Origin of the sequence: Nonomuraea sp. NPDC023979, from assembly GCF_040639085.1 — a bacterium.
Classification (GTDB): Bacteria; Actinomycetota; Actinomycetes; order Streptosporangiales; family Streptosporangiaceae; genus Nonomuraea; species Nonomuraea ceibae.
This window is the reverse complement of record NZ_JBEZZG010000045.1, coordinates 1-17,378: the sequence shown is the minus strand read 5'-3', so window position 1 is coordinate 17,378 and position 17,378 is coordinate 1. Positions and strand designations below refer to the sequence as shown.

Here is a 17,378-nt window from a genome sequence, read left to right as displayed (position 1 = left end):
CCCTCCTTTGCTAGTCAAGTTTGACTAATCGGACGGAGCGTAGCCGTGGCCTCCTTCATTAGTCAAACTTGATTAGCCGATGGACCGGCACCTCAGCGCGAGGTCGAGCGTGTCCAGCGCCCAGGCCCAGGAGGCGTCGGCATCCCTCGGCGTGTGCCGGAACCCGCCCGCCAGCTCCAGGCTCACGTAGCCGTGGATCGCCCCGCCCAGGAAGCGCACCGCGTCGGTCTGGTCCGGCTCCGGCAGGTCGTAGCCGCGCAGCAGCGCCCGGATCATCTCCGAGTGCCGGGGCCCCGCGCTGCGCGCCGCGGTCTCGGGGTCGAGCTCGAACCGGGCGGCGGCGTAGCGGCCCGGATGCTCCCTGGCGTAACGGCGGTAGGCGTCGGCGAACGCCACCAGCGCGTCCCTGCCCGCCCGCCCGGCGAGCGCGCCGGCGGCCCGCGCGGCCAGTTCCTCCAGCGCCAGCAGCGCCACCCGCACCTTCAGCTCGCGGGCGTTGGCGATGTGCGCGTACAGGCTCGGCTCCTTGACGCCCAGCCTGCGCGCGACCGCCGACCCGGTCACGTGCTCGAAGCCGATCTCGTCGGCCACCTCCGCCGCCGCCAGGGCGAGCCGTTCGGCGGTGATGATCGCGCGAGCCATGCGTCCTCCGTCAACTAAACAAATTAACGATTTGCCTAATTGTATTAGCCTGGAAGCCATGAAACCCATCACCGAACGCGACATCCGCAGGTCGTTCGTCAACTGCTCCAAGGGCGAGGCCCAGCGCCTCGGCATCCCCCGCGACCTGGCCGAACAGCCGTGGGACGACCTCGACTTCCTCGGCTGGCGAGATCCCGGCGCCCCCGATCGCGGCTATCTCGTCGCCGAACGCGACGACGGCGGCCTCGTCGGCATCGCGCTGCGGGCCACCCCCGCCACCGGGCGCGGCTTCACCTCCCGCAGCATGTGCTCGCTCTGCCTGACCACCCTCGCCGGCGGCAACGTGGCGCTGATGACCGCCCGCCGCACCGGCGAGGCCGGCCGCCTGGGCAACACGGTCGGCCAGTATCTCTGCGGCGACCTCGCCTGCTCCCTCTACACGCGGGGCAGGAAGCAGGCGGTGGGCGGCGACTTCGACGAGACGCTGACCGTGACCGAGAAGATCGCCCGCACCCGCGGCAACCTGGCGGCCTTCATCGAGAAGGTGACCGCCTGAGCACGGGCGCCGGCCGGACGCCTCAGCGGCGGCGCACCTTGATGTCGCGCATGTCGGTCGCGGCCACCCGCAGCACCCGGTACGGCACCGCGTACGCGTCGAGGGCGGCCACGGCGGCCGCGACCGCCTCCGGCTCGCCGTCGTCCGGCCCGGCGGGCACCTGGCAGCGGAACGTGAACGCCGTCAGCCCGGCGTCATGGCTGAACGTGCCCGCCTCGGTGAAGGCGAGGTCGGCCGCCCCCAGCACGGCGGCCCGGCCGGCCTCGTCCAGCTCGCCGAACTTCCCGGAGATCGTCACCCGGAACATGGATCAGTCCTTTCTCACGGCGTAACCGAGGACGCGCTCGCCGAGCACGTCCTCGGTCGCGTCCAGCAGCTCCAGCACCGCCCCGGCGATCGCGTCGGGGCCCTCTCCCCCGGCCGTGCGCCGGCCGATCTCGGCGAAGACCATCGCGTGGAACGACCCGAGCTGCCAGGCCACCACGCGCGGCAGCGGGTCGCCCGGCGCGGCGCCGGTCTCCTCGGCCAGCGTGGCGGCCAGCTCGTCGGTCATCCGGCGGCCGAGGTCCTCCAGCCGCGCGGTGAGCGTCGGCGCGGCCCGCATCATCTCGAAGACGCGCCCGAACCCGCCCGTCAGGCCCAGCTTGCGGTCACGGTCGCGCACCTCCTGGCGCAGGCGGCCGAGGATCGCCCCGGCCGCGCCCGTGCCCGGGGGCCGCTCGCGCACGATGTCGGCCAGCCGCCGCGGCGACGCCTGGTCGGGCGGCAGCACCAGGTCCTCCTTGACCGGGAAGTAGTTGTAGACGGTGTTGACCGACACCTCGGCCGCCGCCGCGACGTCGGCGACCGTCACGTGGTCGAAGCCGCGCGCCACGAACAGGCCGATCGCCACCTCGGAGATCCGCTGCCGCGTCTGCCGCTTCTTGCGCTCCCGCAACCCTTCGGTCATGCCGAGGAAGTTTAACCGAACTCCAAACTTGGAGTGCACTCCATTTTTGTCCGGGATCGGATCCGGGCCGAGGAGCGGAAGAATGGACCCCCGTGAACGATCTTCCGCCCGAGGGGGCGCAGTCCGACGAGGACATCGCCCGCGCCCACGTCACGACCCCGGCCCTGCACAACGCGACGATCCAGCTGGACGACCCCGACCCCGCCTGGCCGGCCCGCTACGAGCGGACCGCCGCGGCGATCCGCGCCGCACTCGGCGACACCGTCCTGCTGCTGGAGCACGTCGGCTCCACCTCGGTGCCAGGCCTGCCCGCCAAGCCCATCCTCGACCTGCTGCTGATCGTGGCCGACCCGGCGGACGAGGCCGCGTACGTCCCGCCGCTGGAGTCGATCGGCTACGTGCTGACGATCCGCGAACCCGACTGGTTCGAGCACCGCGTGCTGAAGCTGCACGAGGGCGAGATGCCGGTCAACCTGCACGTGCTGCCCGACGACTGCCCCGAGACGCGCCGCATGCTCGGCTTCCGCGACTGGCTGCGCGAGCACGACGACGACCGCGACCTGTACGCCCGCACCAAGCGCGACCTCGCCCGGCGCACCTGGAAGTACGTGCAGAACTACGCCGACGCCAAGAGCGAGGTCGTGGAGGCGATCATCGCCCGCGCGGGCCTGTGACCGGCTAGCCCCGCGCGGGGCCGGGCAGGGCGGCGGCGATCTCCCAGAAGGCCGCGTACCGGCCGCCCCGGCCCAGCAGCTCGTCGTGGCCGCCCTCCTCCACGACGCGGCCGCCGTCCAGGAAGGCGACCCGGTCGGCGCGCTGGACGGTCCGCATCCGGTGCGCCACCATCACCACCGTCCGACCCGCCATCAGGCGCTCGATCCCCTCGTGCACGGCCGCCTCGTTCACCGGGTCCAGCGCCGAGGTCACCTCGTCCAGCAGCACCACGGGCGCGTCCTTGAGCAGCGCCCGCGCGATCGACACCCGCTGGCGCTCGCCGCCCGACAGCAGCGCGCCGCCCTCGCCGACGTGCGCCGCCCAGCCGCCGGGCAGCCGCTCGATCACCTCGTCCAGCCGCGCCGCCGTCGCCGCCGCCCGCACCTCGGCCTCGCTCGCACCGGGACGGCCGAGCCGGACGTTCTCCTCGATCGTGCCGTCGAAGAGGTAGACGTCCTGGAAGACGATGGCGATCCGCGCCATCAGCGCCTCGGTGCTGACCTCGCGCACGTCCACGCCGCCCAGGCGCACCGCGCCCGCGTCCACGTCGTGGAACCGGGCGAGAAGCTGCAGCAGCGTGCTCTTGCCCGCCCCCGACGGGCCCACGACCGCGAGCCGCTGCCCCTGCGGCACCTTCAGCGACAGGCCGTCGATCACCGTACGGCCGCCGTGCCGGAAGGTGACGGCGTCGAACTCCAGGTCGTGGCGTTCGGGCAGCACCGGCTCGGCGGGCTCCGGCAGCGGCTCCGTACGCAGCACCGCGTCGAGCCTGACCAGCTCGGCCCGCGCGCCGCGCAGCTTGCCGCCGATGTCCGACAGCGACAGCAGCGGGTCGGCGCAGCGCGCGGCCAGCACCAGGATCGTCAGGACCTCGGCCGCGCCGACACCCCCGCCCAGCGCCAGGTACGCGCCGAGGACCAGCACCGCCGTGAAGATCGCCTGCACGGTCAGCGTCAGCCCGACCGCGCCGGGCAGCGTCGCCAGCACGGTGCGCCGCGAGGCCCCCTGCACCTCGCGCAGCGCGGCGTCGAGCGCCTCGAAACGCTCGCCGGTCCGGCCGCCGGTCCGCAGCACCGGCTGGGCCTGGAGGTACTCGATGACGCGGCCGGCGGCCTCCTTGTCGCGCTCGTGCCGGTCGGCGTCGGCGGCGGCGGTCGAACGCGCCGTCCACGCCTGGATGGCCGCCACGACCGGGGCCGCGGCCAGCGCCGCCAGCCCGAGCTGCCAGTTGAACGCCAGGATCACCACCACGATCGTCACCGGCGTCACCAGGGCCGAGACGAACGGCGCCAGCAGGTGCGCCGACACCCCCATCGCCTGCAGCAGGCCCCGGCTGGCCAGGACCGACACCTCGCCGACGCGGCCCGCGCCGTACCAGCCGATCGGCAGCCTGGCCAGGTGCTCGCCCAGCCGGTGGTACATGCCGCGCAGCATCGTCGTCCCGACGCGCATGCCGGCCAGGTCGCTGGTGTAGCGCAGTCCGGCGTAGGCCGCGACCGCGGCGCCGAACGCGGCCAGCCACGGCCAGGCGTCCGAGGGCGAGCCGCCGAGCAGGGCCGCCAGCACCGGCACCAGCAGCGCGTAGGACAGCCCCTCGACCACCGCGGTGATCGTCATCAGGGCGACCGTGCGGCGCATCGCCCGCGCGTACTCGGGTCCCAGCACGCGCAGCAGCATGCGGATCATGCGGGCTCGTCTCCTTGTCCGATGAGGCCGGGTCCGACGAGGTCGGGTCCGGCGGGGTGAGGGCCGGCGGGGTGGGGGCCGGTGCGGTTGGCCTGCCAGAACGCGGCGAACCTGCCGCCGCTCGCCAGCAGCTCGGCCGGGCTGCCCCGCTCGACGATCACGCCGTCCTCCAGCATCACGACGGTGTCGGCGTCGGCGACGGTCTCCAGCCGGTGGGCGATGACCAGCACCGTGCGCCCGCCCGCCGTCCCGGCCAGCGCCCGGCGCACCGCCTGCTCGGTCTGCGGGTCGGCGAAGGCCGTCGCCTCGTCGAGCACCAGCACGGGCGCGTCGGCCAGCAGCGCGCGGGCGATCGAGATCCGCTGCGCCTCGCCGCCCGACAGCTCGGCCTCCTCGCCGAGCACCGTGTCGTAGCCGCGCGGCAGCTCCAGGACGCGCTCGTGGATGCCGGCCAGCCGGGCGGCGCGGACCACGTCCTCGTGCGCGGCCTCCGGCACCGCCAGCGCGATGTTGTCCGCGACCGAGGCGCGCAGCAGGCGGACGTCCTGGAAGACGAACGAGACCCGCCGGTAGAGCTCCCGGCTGCCGATGTCGCGCAGATCGGCCCCGCCGAGCAGCACGGCGCCGTGCGCCGGGTCGAAGAAGCGCGGCAGCAGCCGCACCAGCGTGGACTTCCCGCTGCCCGACGGCCCGACGACCGCGGTGACCGTGCCGGGCTCCAGCACCAGGTCGACGCCGCGCAGCACCTCCCGCCCGTCCTCGTACCCGAACCGCACGTCCCGCAGCTCCACCCGGTGCCCCTGCGGCACGACCGGGCGGGCGGGCTCCGGCAGCGGCGGCACGCCGAGCACGTCCCTGATCCTGGCGACCGCCCGCCCGGCGGCCTGGAGGTCGTCGAAGCCGTGGCCGAGCGCCGCGACCGGCGCGGTCAGCCCCAGCCCGAGCAGCAGGAACGGCAGCAGGTCCGCCGGCGCCATGCTCCCGGACGCGATCAGCGCCGCGCCGCCGGTCAGCACGACCAGCAGCACGAACGGCGGCGACAGCGCCACCTGCATCCCGGCGGCGACCGCGGACATGCCGCGCACCCACCGGTTGAAGGTGGCGACGAAGTCGTCGGCGGCCGTCAGGAACCTGCGGTGCGCGCGCTCGGCCCCGCCGAACGCCTTGACCACCGCGATCCCCTGCACGAACTCCACGACGGAGTTCGCGATCCGGCCCATCGCCGCGTCGTACTCCTCCTGCTCGCGGGTGCGCGCGGGCAGCATCAGCAGCGGCACCAGCGCTATCGCCAGCACCACCGGGATCAGCGTGATCAGCGTCAGCCGCCAGTCGACGGTGAACAGGTAGACCAGCGACACCAGCGGCACCACGAACGCGGAGACCAGCTCGCCCGGGGCGTGCGCGATGAACGGGTGCACGGCGGCCACGTCCTCGCCCACGACCTTCGCCAGCTCGCCGGTGCGGCGGCGGGAGAACCAGCCGATCGGCACCCGGCCCAGCCGCTCGGCCAGCCTGCGGCGCAGCGTGAGCTGCACCCGGCCGTCCAGGACGTGCCCGAGCCCGGACGAGGCGGCCGTGAACAGCAGCCGCACGAACAGGCCGGCCGCCCCCGCGAACACCACGAACCACACGTGACCGCTGTCGACCGGGCCCGGCGACAGCAGGACCCGGCCCAGCTCGGCGACCGCCAGCAGCGGCGCCAGCCCCGCGACGGCGCCGACGACCTGCAACAGGACGACGGCGGCGAAGCTCCCCGCGTGCGGGCGCAGCAGCGGCTCCGGCCGCTCGCTCTCCCGGGCGAGACCGGTGATCGTCATCTTTCTCCCGTCCTCGTACGCTTCCAGCGGGTCAGCCGGCCAGCGCGCGGCGCAGCGCGGCGCCCAGCTCGGCGATCTGCCGCTGCGACACCTCGGCCGACACGATCGCCTGGGACCCGTGGAAGGTGCCCGACCACTGGTGCAGCTCGACCGAGACGCCCGCCTGGAGCAGGCGCGAGGCGTACTCGATGTTCTCGTCGCGGTTCGGGCACAGCTCGGCGCTGGCGATGTAGGCGGGCGGCAGGCCGGACAGGTCGTCCGCCCGGGCCGGGGCCGCGTACGGGGTGGCGGGGGCGGAGCCCAGGTAGTGCCGCCACGCGATGGCGACCTTGTCGCGGTTCATCCAGGGCGTGTCGGTGAAGTTGCGCTGCGACCACGTCTGCTGCCGGTCGTCGAGCCCCGGCTGGTTGAGAAGCTGGAACCGGATCGGCGGCCCCTGCTCGTCACGCGAGCGCAGCGCCACCCCGGCCGCGAGCCCGCCGCCGGCGCTGTGCCCGCCGACCGCGATCCGGTCCGGGTCGACGCCCAGCTCGGCCGCGTGCTCGGCCGTCCACTTCAGCACCGCGTACACGTCGTCCAGCGCCGCCGGGAACGGATTCTCCGGCGCCAGCCGATAGCCCACCGAGATCACCACCGCGCCGGAGGCGTCCGCGAGCCGGGCCGCCCACGGATGCTCGGTGTCCACGCTGCCCATGACCCAGCCGCCGCCGTGCATCCAGAGGACGGCGCCCTCGGCATGGCGGGGACGGTAGATCCGCACCGGCACGTCAGGATCGGCGGGCACCGCGAGGTCCTCGATCTCCATCTCCGAGGTGTCCGGCGGCGGCACCGACGCGGCCAGCGCGGCGAGCTTCCCGCGCTCGGCGACCGGGTCGGTCAGGTCAGCGTCGGGAATCAACGGGATGAACGCTTCAAGTTCCGGATCCATGCCGTCATCCTCACAGCCGGCGACCCCTGCCCTCATCCGCCATCTGTCGGGCATCTCCTCCGAATCGCCCGCCGATCGGCGCATACGCTTGGGGCATGGAGGCACTGGCCGTACGACTGTCGCAGCTCGACGCGGAAGCCGGAGGGGCGATCCGGGTCGTCATGTTCTACGACACGCTGATGCGCCGCCGGGTGGATCTCCCCGCGCTCGCCCGCGCCTCGGCCGGCCTGGCCGAGTGCGTGGTCGGCATCCGGCTGCACGACACGGGCCGGGTGATCCGCTTCGGCCCCGACGGCAGGCCGGCGTCCGGCCCGCCCGCCCCCGCGTCCATCACCTCGCCGCTCGTCCTCGACGAGGAGGAGATCGGCGCGGTGTGGCTGGAGCGTCCCGGCCCGCCCGGCCTGCCGGGCTCGCTCGACGACCTGCTGCTCGACCGGCTCGGCATCGCGGTCATGGCCGTCGTCGAGAGGTACGGCCCGGCCCGCACCACGATGGCCGACCCGGCGCTCGTCGAGCTGGCGATCAGCCCCGACAGCGACGAGGCCGCCAGGGCCAGGGCGCTGCGCCTGCTGGGGTTCGCCGCCGGGCAGCCCGTGCACGTGCTCGCCGTGCGCTCGCACCTCCCGCTGGACAAGGTCGGCGGCGCGATCTGCCCGGCCCGCCCGGTCAAGGCCGCGCCGCTGGCCGACGTGGGCGTCATCCTGGCCACCACCGTCAACCCGGCCCGGGTCCCCGAGGGCGTGCGCGCGGGCATCGGCGGCACCGAGAGCCTCGACCGGTCCTGGCAGCAGGCCCGCACCGCCCTGCGCTTCACCACGCCGCGCCGGCCCGTCGTCCACCACGACGACCTGGGCGCGCTGGCGCTGCTGGCCGAGATCTCCCGGGACGCCGCCCGCGGCAACGCCGACGTGAGCGCGATCATCCGCGTGGCCGAGACCCCGGAGGACCTGGAGACGCTGGACGCCTACTGCGCCACCGGCTCCCTGCGCCGCGCCGCCGACCTGCTGCACCTGCACCACAGCAGCGTCGCCCGCCGCATCGAGCAGCTCGGCCGGACCCTGGGCATCGACCTCACCGAGCCGACCGGGCTGACCAGGGCCAGCCTCGCCCTCACCGCCTGGCGGCTGCTCGACGCCTGACGGGCTAGGCGTGACCGAACTGGCCCGGCTGGTAGTCGCCGGCGGGCTGTTGGACGATCACGTTCATCCGGTTGAAGGCGTTCATCAGGGCGATCAGCGACACCAGGGCCGCGAGCTGGTCCTCGTCGTAGTGCTTGGCGGCGTTCGCCCAGACGTCGTCGCCGACCCCGCCGGCCGCGTCGGCGATGCGGGTGCCCTGCTCGGCCAGCTCCAGCGCGGCGCGCTCGGCGTCGGTGAACACCGTCGCCTCCCGCCAGGCCGCCACGAGGTGGAGCCGCACCGGGCTCTCCCCCGCGGCCGTCGCCTCCTTGGTGTGCATGTCGACGCAGAACGCGCAGCCGTTGATCTGGCTGACGCGGATCTTGACCAGCTCCTGCGTCGTGGCGGGCAGCGACGACTCGAGCGCGGCCTTGCCCGCCGCGACGATGTACTTGGCGAACTTCGCCCCGACCGGGTTGCCGAGGTAGTCGAATCTGGCTTCCATGTGCGTCTCCTTGCCGTTCCAGGCTGTCTCTCACCTGACGGGACGGCGGCGCGGGATGTGAGGTCCGGCCGGGCGTGACCGGTGCGGGCCCTACTCGAAGGGGGCGCCGTCGAAGGTGCCGGATACGGATTGCCGTGTGGAGAACGCCGTCCAGGACAGCGTCACCTCGTGCGTGCGTCCGCCGGTCTCGGCCGTGAGGGTGGCGTTCGCGTGGCCGTCCGGGGTGAGGGCGACCCGGCCGCTGACCTTCAGGTCGCGTACGAACCGCACGCCGTCGAGGGTGATGTCCTGGCCGAAGGTGACCTGGCCGCCGCGCAGGCCCGGCTCGCTCGGCCGCCCGAAGTAGTAGAAGGCGTGCGGATTGCGGCGGGCGGTGGCGTCGGCGGCGGTGGCGAAGGCGGCCGCGAGGATCCGCCGCCGGCTCGGGCTGAGTTCGCCTGCCGGGTGCGGTGCCACGTCCCTGAGCTCCCGCGGGAAGGCGCCGACGGCGCGGTAGTTCTCACCGGTGCACTTCCGGTCGACCACCCGCTTGGTGGTCAGGAAGGTACGCAGCATTCCGCGTATGCACTCACCCATCGGCGACGGGAGGAAGGACTGCGCGTGAATCCCGAACGGGATACGGATCACGGTCGCGTTCGGGAAGACCCGGAGCGAACGCGCCACCTCGGCGGGGCGTTCGACGTCGAAGTCCCCTGCCACGACCAGGATGGGCAGGCTGGGCAGCGCCTTTCCTCGCGGGAGCGGCGGGCTGTGGCGCGGAGTCGGCCAGTTGACGCACCACTCCTGGGCGGCGATCGCATCGGTGGCGAAGACGTCGGTGGGCCTGAAGGGCGCCATCGGGCGCTCTCGCTCGTAGTGCCGCTCGGCCTGCGCTTGACGCTCGGCTGCCGACGCCAGCCGGTCGAAGGGGAACGAGCCGTCGCCGCAGCGGAAGGCCACATGCCCCGCAAGCCACGGCGGGTCGAACGGCGGGATGGCATTGGGGGTCAGCCGGGCCAGGCGGCGCAGGGGGGCCGGGTCGCCGTTGAGGTAGGCGTGTGCGGCTGCGACGTTCTCCCGGCCGAGCACCGCTTCGGCTGGCTCGCGCAGGGTGAGTGCCTGGTGCAGCGTCACCTCCGGGTCGGGCCGCTTGCGCAGGCGGTCCACCAGCCTCGTCCATGTGCCGGAGGCTTCGCCCGGCAGCGCGTCGCATGCCTTCGACCGCCCGCAGACGAGATCGAGGTAGTCGAGCCGGGCGTCGAACCTCCGGTCCACGTAGCCGTCGCCGCCGATGACCATGGAGCTGTCCAGGAAGACGGCGTCCAGGCTGTCCGGGTACCTGGCCGCGTACGCCTGGGCGTACAGGGTGCCGTAGGAATTGCCGAAGTAGCTCATCTTTCCCAGGCCGAGCGCTCGCCGTACCGCGTCGAGGTCGTGTGAGGCCTGGTCGGCGGTGAAGTAGGCGCCCCGCGGGCCCACGTTCCTGGCGCAGGCGGCGATGGTCGCCGGCTTGAAGGGGTCGGCTCCCGGGCACAGCAGTGGCGAGGACTTTCCCATCCCGCGCGGATCCATGACCAGCAGGTTCTTCCGGTCCAGGACGGGCCCGAGGACTTGCTGGATCGTGGGTATTTCCGGCAGAGCCGGCTGTGGCCCCCCGCGGTTGGCCGCCACCGTGCCGTCGGCGTTCTTGGCCGGGATGAAGGTGAAGGCTACGGAGATGCGTTCGGAGGAGGGGCTCTCCCAATTGAGGGGGACCTCGATGCTGCCGTCGCAGCGGGTGGTCGCGGTCGCGCACTCATGCAGGCCGGTCGGAGGGGGCGGAGCAGCGGGCAGCAGGGCCGCGGCGAGGGCCAGCCCCAAGGTCTTGGCGATCATGCTTCCCAGCCTCCCTGCCCTTCCGCCGGGTTTCCTCAGCACCAAGAAGGGTCGGGCTGTGGGAGCCTGCTCCTAGCCGTCTGCCACTGTGGGCCGACGCTTCCCCCAGGGCCTTCGTGTACGGGTGACGGTCAGGGGGCGTCCAGGGCGGTGCAGTAGGCGATGGTCGCGTCGTCGGCCGCCACGGCGTGGCGCGCCTCGGCCTGCCGTACGCGGCCGATGATCGCGCCGGGGCCGTCCGCCGCGAGGGCGGCCATGACCTCCGGCCAGCCGGCGAGGGCGAAGCGGTCCACGATGCGGCTCGCGCCGTTGCTGAACAGCGCCGCGCCGGTCAGCCCGGCGACCGGGCAGGAGCCGGTGACCGCCTCGGCCGCCGCCCGGGGGTCGTCCTTGGCCACCCAGAAGCCGCCCGGCCGGTTGCGGTGGGCGCGCAGGTCGCCCAGGATGCGCCGGTGTTCGTCGCTCCCCTCGGGGACGTCACGCAGCGCGGCCTCGTACCGGCTGCTGATGACCACCTCGCGCGGGTCGGTGACGACGAGCGGCGCGCTGCCGGCGCGGTCGAGCACGACGGTCGCGTCACCGAGCACCAGGTGCTCGGCCCGGCCGCCGGTCAGGCGCAGGACGGCCACGGCCGCCGACGGGCTGATCGGGGAGGTGACGTCGCAGGTGTCGCGGTGCTCGCCGGTCACCTGCTCGATGGCCTCGCCGAGCAGGTCCGCCAGGCCGCGCCCCGGCGCGTGCCAGAGCAGGGTGAGCAGGCCGCCGCCCAGCCGGGCGGCGTACCAGGCGACGCCGTGGCGGCAGAGCGATCCGGCGCCGGGGATGCCCGCGCCGTCGACCAGCACCGCCGCGGCCGGGACGGCGCCGGTGAAGTCCTCGTTCGCGCGGCCCGCGTGGGGGTCGGTCGCCATCGTCACCCGCATGCCGCGCTCGTCACCCCTTCGCGACCGGTCCGGTCTGGTTCCCCCACAGACTGCCATGCGGGAGCGTGACGGTCAGGACGTCGCTGGGGATGTCGGGCTCGACGCGGTGCCGCCGCCCGCGCGGGACGATGGCGGCCGTGCCGGCCACCAGCCTGACCACCTCCTCGCTCTCCCCCGGCCGTTCCGGGCGCACGTACAGGCGGATCTTCCCGATGAGGCAGGAGACGACAGTCTCGGCCTCGGGGTGGACGGTCCAGCGGCCGAGCCGGTCGTCGCCGGACCTGGCGTAGGTGGCGGTGAGGCGCCACCAGTCCCGGCCGGGGTCCGCGTCCGGATCGCCGGTGTGGATCTCACCGCCCTGTCCGAGGTGGACGGCGGAGGCGTAGAGGTCGATCGGGGTGATCGTCGGGCCGGAGCGTGCTTGCCGCCCGTCCGGGCGGGGCGGCGGCGAGTCGGGATCCATGCGGCCCATCCTCACCGCCGCCGCCCGCCGGGACATCCGCCATCCGTCGGGCATCTCGCCGGGAACGCGCGCCGTTCGGCGACGCGGTCGCCGCCCTTGTCGGCTACTCGCCGGTTAGATGCGGCCGGTCGTCGCGGTGACGAGCTCGCCGGCGACCCACCGCGCGACGCCGTCCGGGTACGGGGCGGGCAGCCCCAGCACGACGTGCCCGAACCCGGCGGCGACCGCCTCGCCGATCGCCTCCCGGGTCTCCCCGGGCCGGTCGTAGGAGACCGGCAGGTGGATCGAGCGGGTGATCGAGGCGGGGTCGCGGCCCAGCTCGGCGCAGTAGCGGTCCAGCAGCGCGCCGCGCCGGACGGCGTCGCCGAGGTCGCCGCCCGGGACGTTCCACACGTCGGCGTGCTCGGCGGCCACGCGCAGCAGCGCGGACGAGCGCCCGCCGAGCACGATCGGCGGGCCGGGCCGCTGGACCGGCTTGGGGTTGCAGAAGGCTCCCGTGAGCCGGACGTGGCGGCCGTCGAAGTCGAACGGCTCCGGTTCGGTCCACAGCCGCCGGATGACGGCGCACGCCTCGGCGAGGCTCTCCATCGAGTGGGCGAAGTCGTGGAACGGCAGGCCGTGCGCCTCGTACTCGCGCCGGGCCAGCGGGTGGGAGGGACGCGAGCCCGCGCCGAGGCCGAAGTCGAGCCGCCCGCCCGAGACGACGTCGACCGTCGCGGCGATCTTGGCCAGCATCGCGGGCGGCCGGAAGCGGTTGCTGGTCACCAGCACGCCCACGCGCAGCCGCCGGGTCTGCGCGGCGAGCGCCGCGAGCAGCGTCCAGCCCTCGAAGGCGGGCCCGGTCAGGGGGCCGCCGATCGGCAGCAGGTGGTCGAACAGCCACGCGTGCTCGATCTCCGGGACGGCGTCGGCCTCCCGCCAGACCCGCAGGACGTCGTCGTAGCCGACCTGCATGGGCGCGGTCATGATCCCGAAACTGGTCATGGCGGCGGGGGCTCCCGTCACTTGGAGGTGATCCGGCCGAGCGGGCCCGCGCTCGCCGCCTGCCAGGCGGGGTCGCCCGGGTGCAGCGCGCCGCGCAGGTAGGCCGTGGTGAGCCGCTGGATCAGGGCGACCCGTTCCGGGTTCTCGTCGGTCGTCTCGGTGACGGCGTATCCGGAGATCCCGCCCAGCGAGTGCTCCGCCCCGTGCAGGGTGAGCAGGCTCTTGGGCGCCGGGCTCAGCGCGTAGGCGTCGGTGAACCACTCCGGTCCCCGTACGGTCAGCGCCGACTGGTCCTTGTCGCCCGCGACCACCAGGGCAGGCGTGGTCATCCCGGTGAAGTCCGGGTTCATGAACGGGAAGTGCTCGGCGGCGAACGGCGTCAGGTCGGCGCCGCCGGTGCCCGGCAGGGCGAGCAGCACCCCGGCCTTGACCCTGGGGTCGGTCAGGTCCTCGCCCGGAACGCCGCCGGCGTCGAGGACCCGGGCGCCCAGCAGCATGCTGGCGCTCTGGGCGCCCCAGGAGTGGCCGGCGACGGCGACGCGGCCGTGGTCGAGGCGGCCCGCCAGGCCGGGGACGGCGGCTTCGAGGACGTCGAGCCGGTCGAGGACGAGCTTCAGGTCCCCGACGCGCAGGCGCCAGATCTCCGGCTGGCGCGGGTCGTCCGGCGTCAGGCCGAGCTTCCTGGAGTCGAGGTGGGTGGGCTGGACGACGACGAAGCCGTGCGCCGCCCAGTGGTCGGCGAGCGGGGCGTATCCGTCCAGCGACTCGCCGAAGCCGTGCGAGAACACGATCACGGGCAGATCGCCGCCGGTCACCGGGGCCGACACCCGTACGTGCAGGTCGTCGCCCCGATGCGGGGCAGGCAGCGGCACGGGGCGCAGCGAGAGGACGGGAACGGCGTGGGCGGGTCGGGACATGGGTCTCTCCTGGGGAGGCGGAAGGGGTGTGGCCTGGCGAAGGAGCGCCTGATCTGGCATCATGAGCCAAGCGGATCGACGTTCCGCTTATGAATATACGGATCAGCGTTCCGTTTAGCAACACGGGTGATGGAGGCAGCAGCGCAGTGGCCGGCACAGGCAACGGATCGAAGTCGACAGCCCCCCGCAAACGGGCCGACGCCCGGCGCAACGAGCAGACGCTCCTGGAGGCGGCCGCCGAGGCGTTCATCGCCTCCGGCGTCGACGTGCCCGTACGCGACATCGCGGCCCGGGCCGGGGTGGGCGTCGGCACGATCTACCGCCACTTCCCCACGCGGGCCGAGCTCATCGTCGCCGTCTACCGCCACCAGGTCGAAGCCTGCGCCGAGGCGGGCCCCGCCCTGCTCGCCGGCAGCGACTCCCCGCACACCGCGCTGACCCGCTGGATCGACCTGTTCGTCGACTTCCTGGTCACCAAGCACGGCCTCGCCGAGGCGCTGCAGTCCGACGACACCACGTTCGCCGCCCTGCACGCCTACTTCCTCGACCGGCTCGTCCCGGTCTGCGCCGACCTGCTCGCGGCCGCCGCCCGAGCCGGCGAGATCCGCACCGACATCGGAGCCCTGGAGCTGATGCGCGGCGTCGGCAACCTGTGCATCGGCGCCGGCAAGGACCCCCGCTACGACGCCCGCCGCCTGGTCGCCCTCCTCCTCGCCGGCCTCCGCCTCCCCCCGGGCCGGCCATCATGAACGACCAGGTCATCCGCGGCGAGCTCCGCGACCAGCGCTTCCCCGGCGACTCCCCCGGCGTGATCTTCGACCGGGCCCGGCTGTCGAACGTGGACTTCTCCGGCATCCGCTTCACCGGTTTCCTGGCGTACGGCACCGAGTTCGAGGGGTGCGACTTCTCCGGCGCCGCCTTCGAGCGGCCCCTGCTGGGCAGCACCGGCACCGGCCTCGACGGCCGGCCGTGGGACGGCCTCTCCTGGCCGCAGACCGTCTACCGGAACTGCACCTTCGGCCGCACCCGCAGCCGCCGCGCCTCCCGGGCCAGGTCCCGCAGCGCGGTGATGCGGCCGGTCTCCCACTCCTCCAGCAGCTCGGCCTCGGCGTACGCGCGCAGCCGCGCGTCGTCCACGCCGGCGAGCGCGGCGACGGTCTCCGGCGCGATCCGCTCCACGCCCGCCACCTCACCGTCGTCCACCACGGTCTCGCTGTCGCCGAACTCGCTGAGGTCACGCCCGCTGATCTCGGCGACCAGCACTTCGAGCTCGTCGACCCAGCCCTTGCAGTCGACGTACGGCAGCTTCGCGCCCGCCGGCCCGCCGGTCAGGGCCTGGCGGGCCACCTGCTCGGAGCCCGTGGCGAAGTAGTCGACCAGAACGCCCATGGCCGATCACCTTACTGGCCGCCCCTGGCAGCGGAGGGCGGCCTAGTCTGTTGAGGCATGACGCGCATCATCGCCGACATCTCGGTCTCCATCGACGGCTTCGTCACCGGACCGCGCCCCGGCCCCGACAACGGGCTGGGTGACGGCGGCGAGGCCCTGCACACCTGGGCGTTCTCCGACGACCCCGACGACCGCCGGATCCTGCGCGAGGCGACCGCCCGCTCGGGCGCCGTCGTGCTCGGCCGCCGGCTCTTCGACGTGGTGGACGGGCCGCACGGCTGGGACGACACCTCCGGCTACGGCGCCGGCGAGGCCGGCAAGCCGGCGTTCGTGGTGGTGACGAGCTCGCCGCCGGAGCGGGTGCGGCTCGACGAGCTCGACTGGACGTTCGTGACCACCGGCCTGGCCGACGCCGTCGACGCCGCCCGCGAGCGCGCCGAGGCGGCGTCGGCGGCCGGCGGCGCGGACCTCGACGTCTTCCTCATGGGCGGCGGCGCCACGGTCGGCTCGGCGCTCGCCGCCGGGCTGGTCGACGTGCTGACGCTGCACCTCGCGCCCGTGATGCTGGGCTCGGGGACGCCGCTGTTCGCCGGCGGGCCGCCGCGCCCGCTGACGCGGCGGAGCGTCACCGTGACCTCGACGGCGACGCACCTGACCTACGACGTCGGCTGACGGGTCACGGGGCGGGCGCCTGGGCGAGCGACAGGCTGTTGCCGTCCGGGTCGATGATCTCCACGTGGCGCACGCCGTTGCCGTAGGTCTCCACGGGCTCGTGCTCGATGCCGTGCGCGGCCAGCCGGGCCAGGATGTCGTCGAGGTCGGTCACCCCGAACGTGATCATCGTGCCGCCCACCCGTGAGGCCCGGACCGGCCGGTCGTCGAGGACGACCCACGCGTTCTCGCCGACCTGCCACAGCAGCTCGTCACCGATGATCTCGTCCGCGGGCCGCCCGAAGAACGCCTCGAACCACTTCCGCGATCTCTCCAGGTCGCTGACGCACACCACGCTGTGCAGGTCCACGGGAACCAGCTCCTTCCGTCCGTTCGCGGGGTGAGACCCGCCCCGCGCCGGAAACTCATCGCCTCAGACTTCCTCCACGCTGCTCGGCTCACGCCGGGACAGGTCGATGCCGAGCTCCTCCGCGGCGCGGAAGACGTCCTCGTCGGCGTCGCGCATCTCGATGGACATGCCGTCGCTGGAGAGCACCTCGACGTTCAGGCAGAGCGACTGCATCTCCTTCATCAGCACCTTGAAGGACTCGGGGATGCCGGGCTCGGGGATGTTCTCGCCCTTGACGACGGCCTCGTAGACCTTCACGCGGCCGGCGACGTCGTCGGACTTGATCGTCAGGAGCTCCTGCAGGGCGTAGGCGGCGCCGTACGCCTCCAGCGCCCACACCTCCATCTCACCGAAGCGCTGGCCGCCGAACTGGGCCTTACCGCCGAGCGGCTGCTGGGTGATCATGGAGTAAGGGCCGGTCGAACGCGCGTGGATCTTGTCGTCGACCAGGTGGTTCAGTTTGAGGATGTAGATGTAGCCCACGGCGATGGGATAGGGGAACGGCTCGCCGCTGCGGCCGTCGAACAGCCGCGCCTTGCCGCTGCGCTCCACCAGCCGGTCGCCGTCGCGGTTGGCGATCGTGCTGCCGAGCAGGCCGATGATCTCCCGCTCGCCGGCCCCGTCGAACACCGGTGTCGCCATCTTGGTCCGCGGTTCGACCCGTTCGAGGCCCTTGTCGCGCAGCCGCTCGGCCCAGGCGTCCTCGATGCCGGAGATGTCCCAGCCCTGGGCGGCGATCCAGCCGAGATGGGTCTCCAGGACCTGGCCGATGTTCATCCGGCCGGGCACGCCCAGCGGGTTGAGGATGATGTCGACCGGGGTGCCGTCCTCCAGGAACGGCATGTCCTCGACCGGCAGGATCTTGGAGATGAC

The 17,378-nt window shown here is 73.6% G+C and carries 19 protein-coding genes and 2 pseudogenes; 6 read left to right on the top strand and 15 right to left on the bottom strand.

What is annotated here, in order from left to right; translation table 11 throughout:
* Positions 1-72: 72 nt before the first annotated feature.
* Positions 73-642 (bottom strand): WHG domain-containing protein, encoded by a 570-nt coding sequence (locus AB0G11_RS44100; RefSeq protein ID WP_357592873.1) that lies wholly within the window; start codon positions 640-642, stop codon positions 73-75.
* Between the two features lie 58 nt (positions 643-700).
* Between AB0G11_RS44100 and AB0G11_RS44095 the strand changes: the two genes are divergently transcribed.
* Positions 701-1,198, top strand: a complete 498-nt coding sequence (locus AB0G11_RS44095) for an FBP domain-containing protein (protein ID WP_219517703.1) — start codon at positions 701-703, stop codon at positions 1,196-1,198.
* Positions 1,199-1,220: 22 nt separating this feature from the next.
* Here AB0G11_RS44095 and AB0G11_RS44090 read toward each other — a convergent pair whose 3' ends face one another.
* Both AB0G11_RS44090 and AB0G11_RS44085 read right to left on the bottom strand, forming a co-directional pair.
* Complete coding sequence (locus AB0G11_RS44090) at positions 1,221-1,505, bottom strand: DUF6204 family protein (protein WP_219517702.1); 285 nt, start codon at positions 1,503-1,505, stop codon at positions 1,221-1,223.
* 3 nt (positions 1,506-1,508) lie between these two features.
* Positions 1,509-2,147 carry a TetR family transcriptional regulator gene (locus tag AB0G11_RS44085; RefSeq protein WP_357592871.1) on the bottom strand — a complete coding sequence of 213 codons (639 nt, stop codon included), beginning with the start codon at positions 2,145-2,147 and terminating at the stop codon, positions 1,509-1,511.
* A gap of 92 nt (positions 2,148-2,239) precedes the next feature.
* On the opposite strand from AB0G11_RS44085, the gene AB0G11_RS44080 reads away from it, so the two are divergent.
* Positions 2,240-2,821, top strand: a complete 582-nt coding sequence (locus AB0G11_RS44080) for a GrpB family protein (RefSeq protein WP_357592869.1) — start codon at positions 2,240-2,242, stop codon at positions 2,819-2,821.
* 4 nt (positions 2,822-2,825) lie between these two features.
* On the opposite strand, the gene AB0G11_RS44075 is transcribed toward AB0G11_RS44080, so the two are convergent.
* From AB0G11_RS44075 to AB0G11_RS44065, 3 genes are read right to left on the bottom strand one after another with little or no spacing between them, the layout of a single operon-like run.
* Positions 2,826-4,547, bottom strand: a complete 1,722-nt coding sequence (locus AB0G11_RS44075) for an ABC transporter ATP-binding protein (protein ID WP_219517700.1) — start codon at positions 4,545-4,547, stop codon at positions 2,826-2,828.
* On the bottom strand, positions 4,544-6,364 hold the full coding sequence (locus tag AB0G11_RS44070) for an ABC transporter ATP-binding protein (protein WP_357592867.1): 1,821 nt from the start codon (positions 6,362-6,364) through the stop codon (positions 4,544-4,546). Before AB0G11_RS44070 ends, AB0G11_RS44075 begins: the two co-directional genes overlap by 4 nt.
* Positions 6,365-6,395: 31 nt before the next feature.
* A complete protein-coding gene (locus AB0G11_RS44065) occupies positions 6,396-7,292 on the bottom strand; it encodes an alpha/beta hydrolase (protein ID WP_357592866.1) in 897 nt (298 codons plus the stop codon).
* Positions 7,293-7,387: 95 nt separating this feature from the next.
* Here AB0G11_RS44065 and AB0G11_RS44060 point away from each other — a divergent pair, with 95 nt between their 5' ends.
* On the top strand, positions 7,388-8,431 hold the full coding sequence (locus AB0G11_RS44060; protein WP_357592864.1) for a helix-turn-helix domain-containing protein: 1,044 nt from the start codon (positions 7,388-7,390) through the stop codon (positions 8,429-8,431).
* A gap of 4 nt (positions 8,432-8,435) precedes the next feature.
* On the opposite strand, the gene AB0G11_RS44055 is transcribed toward AB0G11_RS44060, so the two are convergent.
* From AB0G11_RS44055 to AB0G11_RS44030, 6 genes are all read right to left on the bottom strand, one after another.
* Positions 8,436-8,915: a carboxymuconolactone decarboxylase family protein gene (locus AB0G11_RS44055; RefSeq protein ID WP_357592862.1), complete on the bottom strand. Its 480-nt coding sequence runs from the start codon at positions 8,913-8,915 to the stop codon at positions 8,436-8,438.
* A 90-nt stretch (positions 8,916-9,005) separates the two neighbouring features.
* Positions 9,006-10,769: an alpha/beta fold hydrolase gene (locus AB0G11_RS44050; RefSeq protein ID WP_357592860.1), complete on the bottom strand. Its 1,764-nt coding sequence runs from the start codon at positions 10,767-10,769 to the stop codon at positions 9,006-9,008.
* Between the two features lie 131 nt (positions 10,770-10,900).
* Positions 10,901-11,692 (bottom strand): integrase, encoded by a 792-nt coding sequence (locus AB0G11_RS44045; protein ID WP_357592859.1) that lies wholly within the window; start codon positions 11,690-11,692, stop codon positions 10,901-10,903.
* Positions 11,693-11,702: 10 nt separating this feature from the next.
* Positions 11,703-12,155, bottom strand: a complete 453-nt coding sequence (locus AB0G11_RS44040; protein ID WP_357592857.1) for a cupin — start codon at positions 12,153-12,155, stop codon at positions 11,703-11,705.
* Between the two features lie 114 nt (positions 12,156-12,269).
* Positions 12,270-13,139, bottom strand: coding sequence for an LLM class flavin-dependent oxidoreductase (locus tag AB0G11_RS44035; RefSeq protein ID WP_357592855.1), 870 nt, complete (start codon positions 13,137-13,139; stop codon positions 12,270-12,272).
* 17 nt (positions 13,140-13,156) lie between these two features.
* Positions 13,157-14,056, bottom strand: a complete 900-nt coding sequence (locus AB0G11_RS44030; protein ID WP_357592853.1) for a chlorophyllase — start codon at positions 14,054-14,056, stop codon at positions 13,157-13,159.
* Positions 14,057-14,202: 146 nt separating this feature from the next.
* On the opposite strand from AB0G11_RS44030, the gene AB0G11_RS44025 reads away from it, so the two are divergent.
* Both AB0G11_RS44025 and AB0G11_RS44020 read left to right on the top strand, forming a co-directional pair.
* Positions 14,203-14,805 carry a TetR/AcrR family transcriptional regulator gene (locus AB0G11_RS44025; protein WP_308126183.1) on the top strand — a complete coding sequence of 201 codons (603 nt, stop codon included), beginning with the start codon at positions 14,203-14,205 and terminating at the stop codon, positions 14,803-14,805.
* Positions 14,802-14,966: pseudogene (locus AB0G11_RS44020) on the top strand (pentapeptide repeat-containing protein); the annotation flags it as partial. The gene AB0G11_RS44025 and the pseudogene AB0G11_RS44020, both read left to right, overlap by 4 nt.
* An 89-nt stretch (positions 14,967-15,055) precedes the next feature.
* Here AB0G11_RS44020 and AB0G11_RS44015 read toward each other — a convergent pair.
* Positions 15,056-15,445 (bottom strand): hypothetical protein, encoded by a 390-nt coding sequence (locus tag AB0G11_RS44015; RefSeq protein ID WP_357592946.1) that lies wholly within the window; start codon positions 15,443-15,445, stop codon positions 15,056-15,058.
* Between the two features lie 57 nt (positions 15,446-15,502).
* Here AB0G11_RS44015 and AB0G11_RS44010 point away from each other — a divergent pair, with 57 nt between their 5' ends.
* Positions 15,503-16,117, top strand: coding sequence for a dihydrofolate reductase family protein (locus AB0G11_RS44010; protein WP_357592851.1), 615 nt, complete (start codon positions 15,503-15,505; stop codon positions 16,115-16,117).
* A gap of 4 nt (positions 16,118-16,121) precedes the next feature.
* Here the strand turns inward: AB0G11_RS44010 and AB0G11_RS44005 are convergent, their stop codons facing one another.
* Together AB0G11_RS44005 and AB0G11_RS44000 are read right to left on the bottom strand one after the other, a co-directional pair.
* The gene (locus AB0G11_RS44005) at positions 16,122-16,466 is read right to left on the bottom strand and encodes a VOC family protein (protein WP_357592849.1); all 345 of its coding nucleotides are present in this window, start codon (positions 16,464-16,466) and stop codon (positions 16,122-16,124) included.
* 63 nt (positions 16,467-16,529) lie between these two features.
* Positions 16,530-17,378 (bottom strand): annotated as a pseudogene (locus tag AB0G11_RS44000) (DNA-directed RNA polymerase subunit beta); the annotation flags it as partial.

What these genes read in the sequence shown, in the direction of transcription:
- AB0G11_RS44050 (WP_357592860.1), bottom strand. Translation starts at nt 10,769, where the DNA reads ATGATCGCCAAGACCTTGGGGCTGGCCCTCGCCGCGGCCCTGCTGCCC.
- AB0G11_RS44095 (WP_219517703.1), top strand. Translation starts at nt 701, where the DNA reads ATGAAACCCATCACCGAACGCGACATCCGCAGGTCGTTCGTCAACTGC.
- AB0G11_RS44040 (WP_357592857.1), bottom strand. Translation starts at nt 12,155, where the DNA reads ATGGATCCCGACTCGCCGCCGCCCCGCCCGGACGGGCGGCAAGCACGC.
- AB0G11_RS44055 (WP_357592862.1), bottom strand. Translation starts at nt 8,915, where the DNA reads ATGGAAGCCAGATTCGACTACCTCGGCAACCCGGTCGGGGCGAAGTTC.
- AB0G11_RS44010 (WP_357592851.1), top strand. Translation starts at nt 15,503, where the DNA reads ATGACGCGCATCATCGCCGACATCTCGGTCTCCATCGACGGCTTCGTC.
- AB0G11_RS44085 (WP_357592871.1), bottom strand. Translation starts at nt 2,147, where the DNA reads ATGACCGAAGGGTTGCGGGAGCGCAAGAAGCGGCAGACGCGGCAGCGG.
- AB0G11_RS44075 (WP_219517700.1), bottom strand. Translation starts at nt 4,547, where the DNA reads ATGATCCGCATGCTGCTGCGCGTGCTGGGACCCGAGTACGCGCGGGCG.
- AB0G11_RS44065 (WP_357592866.1), bottom strand. Translation starts at nt 7,292, where the DNA reads ATGGATCCGGAACTTGAAGCGTTCATCCCGTTGATTCCCGACGCTGAC.
- AB0G11_RS44035 (WP_357592855.1), bottom strand. Translation starts at nt 13,139, where the DNA reads ATGACCAGTTTCGGGATCATGACCGCGCCCATGCAGGTCGGCTACGAC.
- AB0G11_RS44030 (WP_357592853.1), bottom strand. Translation starts at nt 14,056, where the DNA reads ATGTCCCGACCCGCCCACGCCGTTCCCGTCCTCTCGCTGCGCCCCGTG.
- AB0G11_RS44090 (WP_219517702.1), bottom strand. Translation starts at nt 1,505, where the DNA reads ATGTTCCGGGTGACGATCTCCGGGAAGTTCGGCGAGCTGGACGAGGCC.
- AB0G11_RS44015 (WP_357592946.1), bottom strand. Translation starts at nt 15,445, where the DNA reads ATGGGCGTTCTGGTCGACTACTTCGCCACGGGCTCCGAGCAGGTGGCC.
- AB0G11_RS44060 (WP_357592864.1), top strand. Translation starts at nt 7,388, where the DNA reads ATGGAGGCACTGGCCGTACGACTGTCGCAGCTCGACGCGGAAGCCGGA.
- AB0G11_RS44100 (WP_357592873.1), bottom strand. Translation starts at nt 642, where the DNA reads ATGGCTCGCGCGATCATCACCGCCGAACGGCTCGCCCTGGCGGCGGCG.
- AB0G11_RS44070 (WP_357592867.1), bottom strand. Translation starts at nt 6,364, where the DNA reads ATGACGATCACCGGTCTCGCCCGGGAGAGCGAGCGGCCGGAGCCGCTG.
- AB0G11_RS44045 (WP_357592859.1), bottom strand. Translation starts at nt 11,692, where the DNA reads ATGCGGGTGACGATGGCGACCGACCCCCACGCGGGCCGCGCGAACGAG.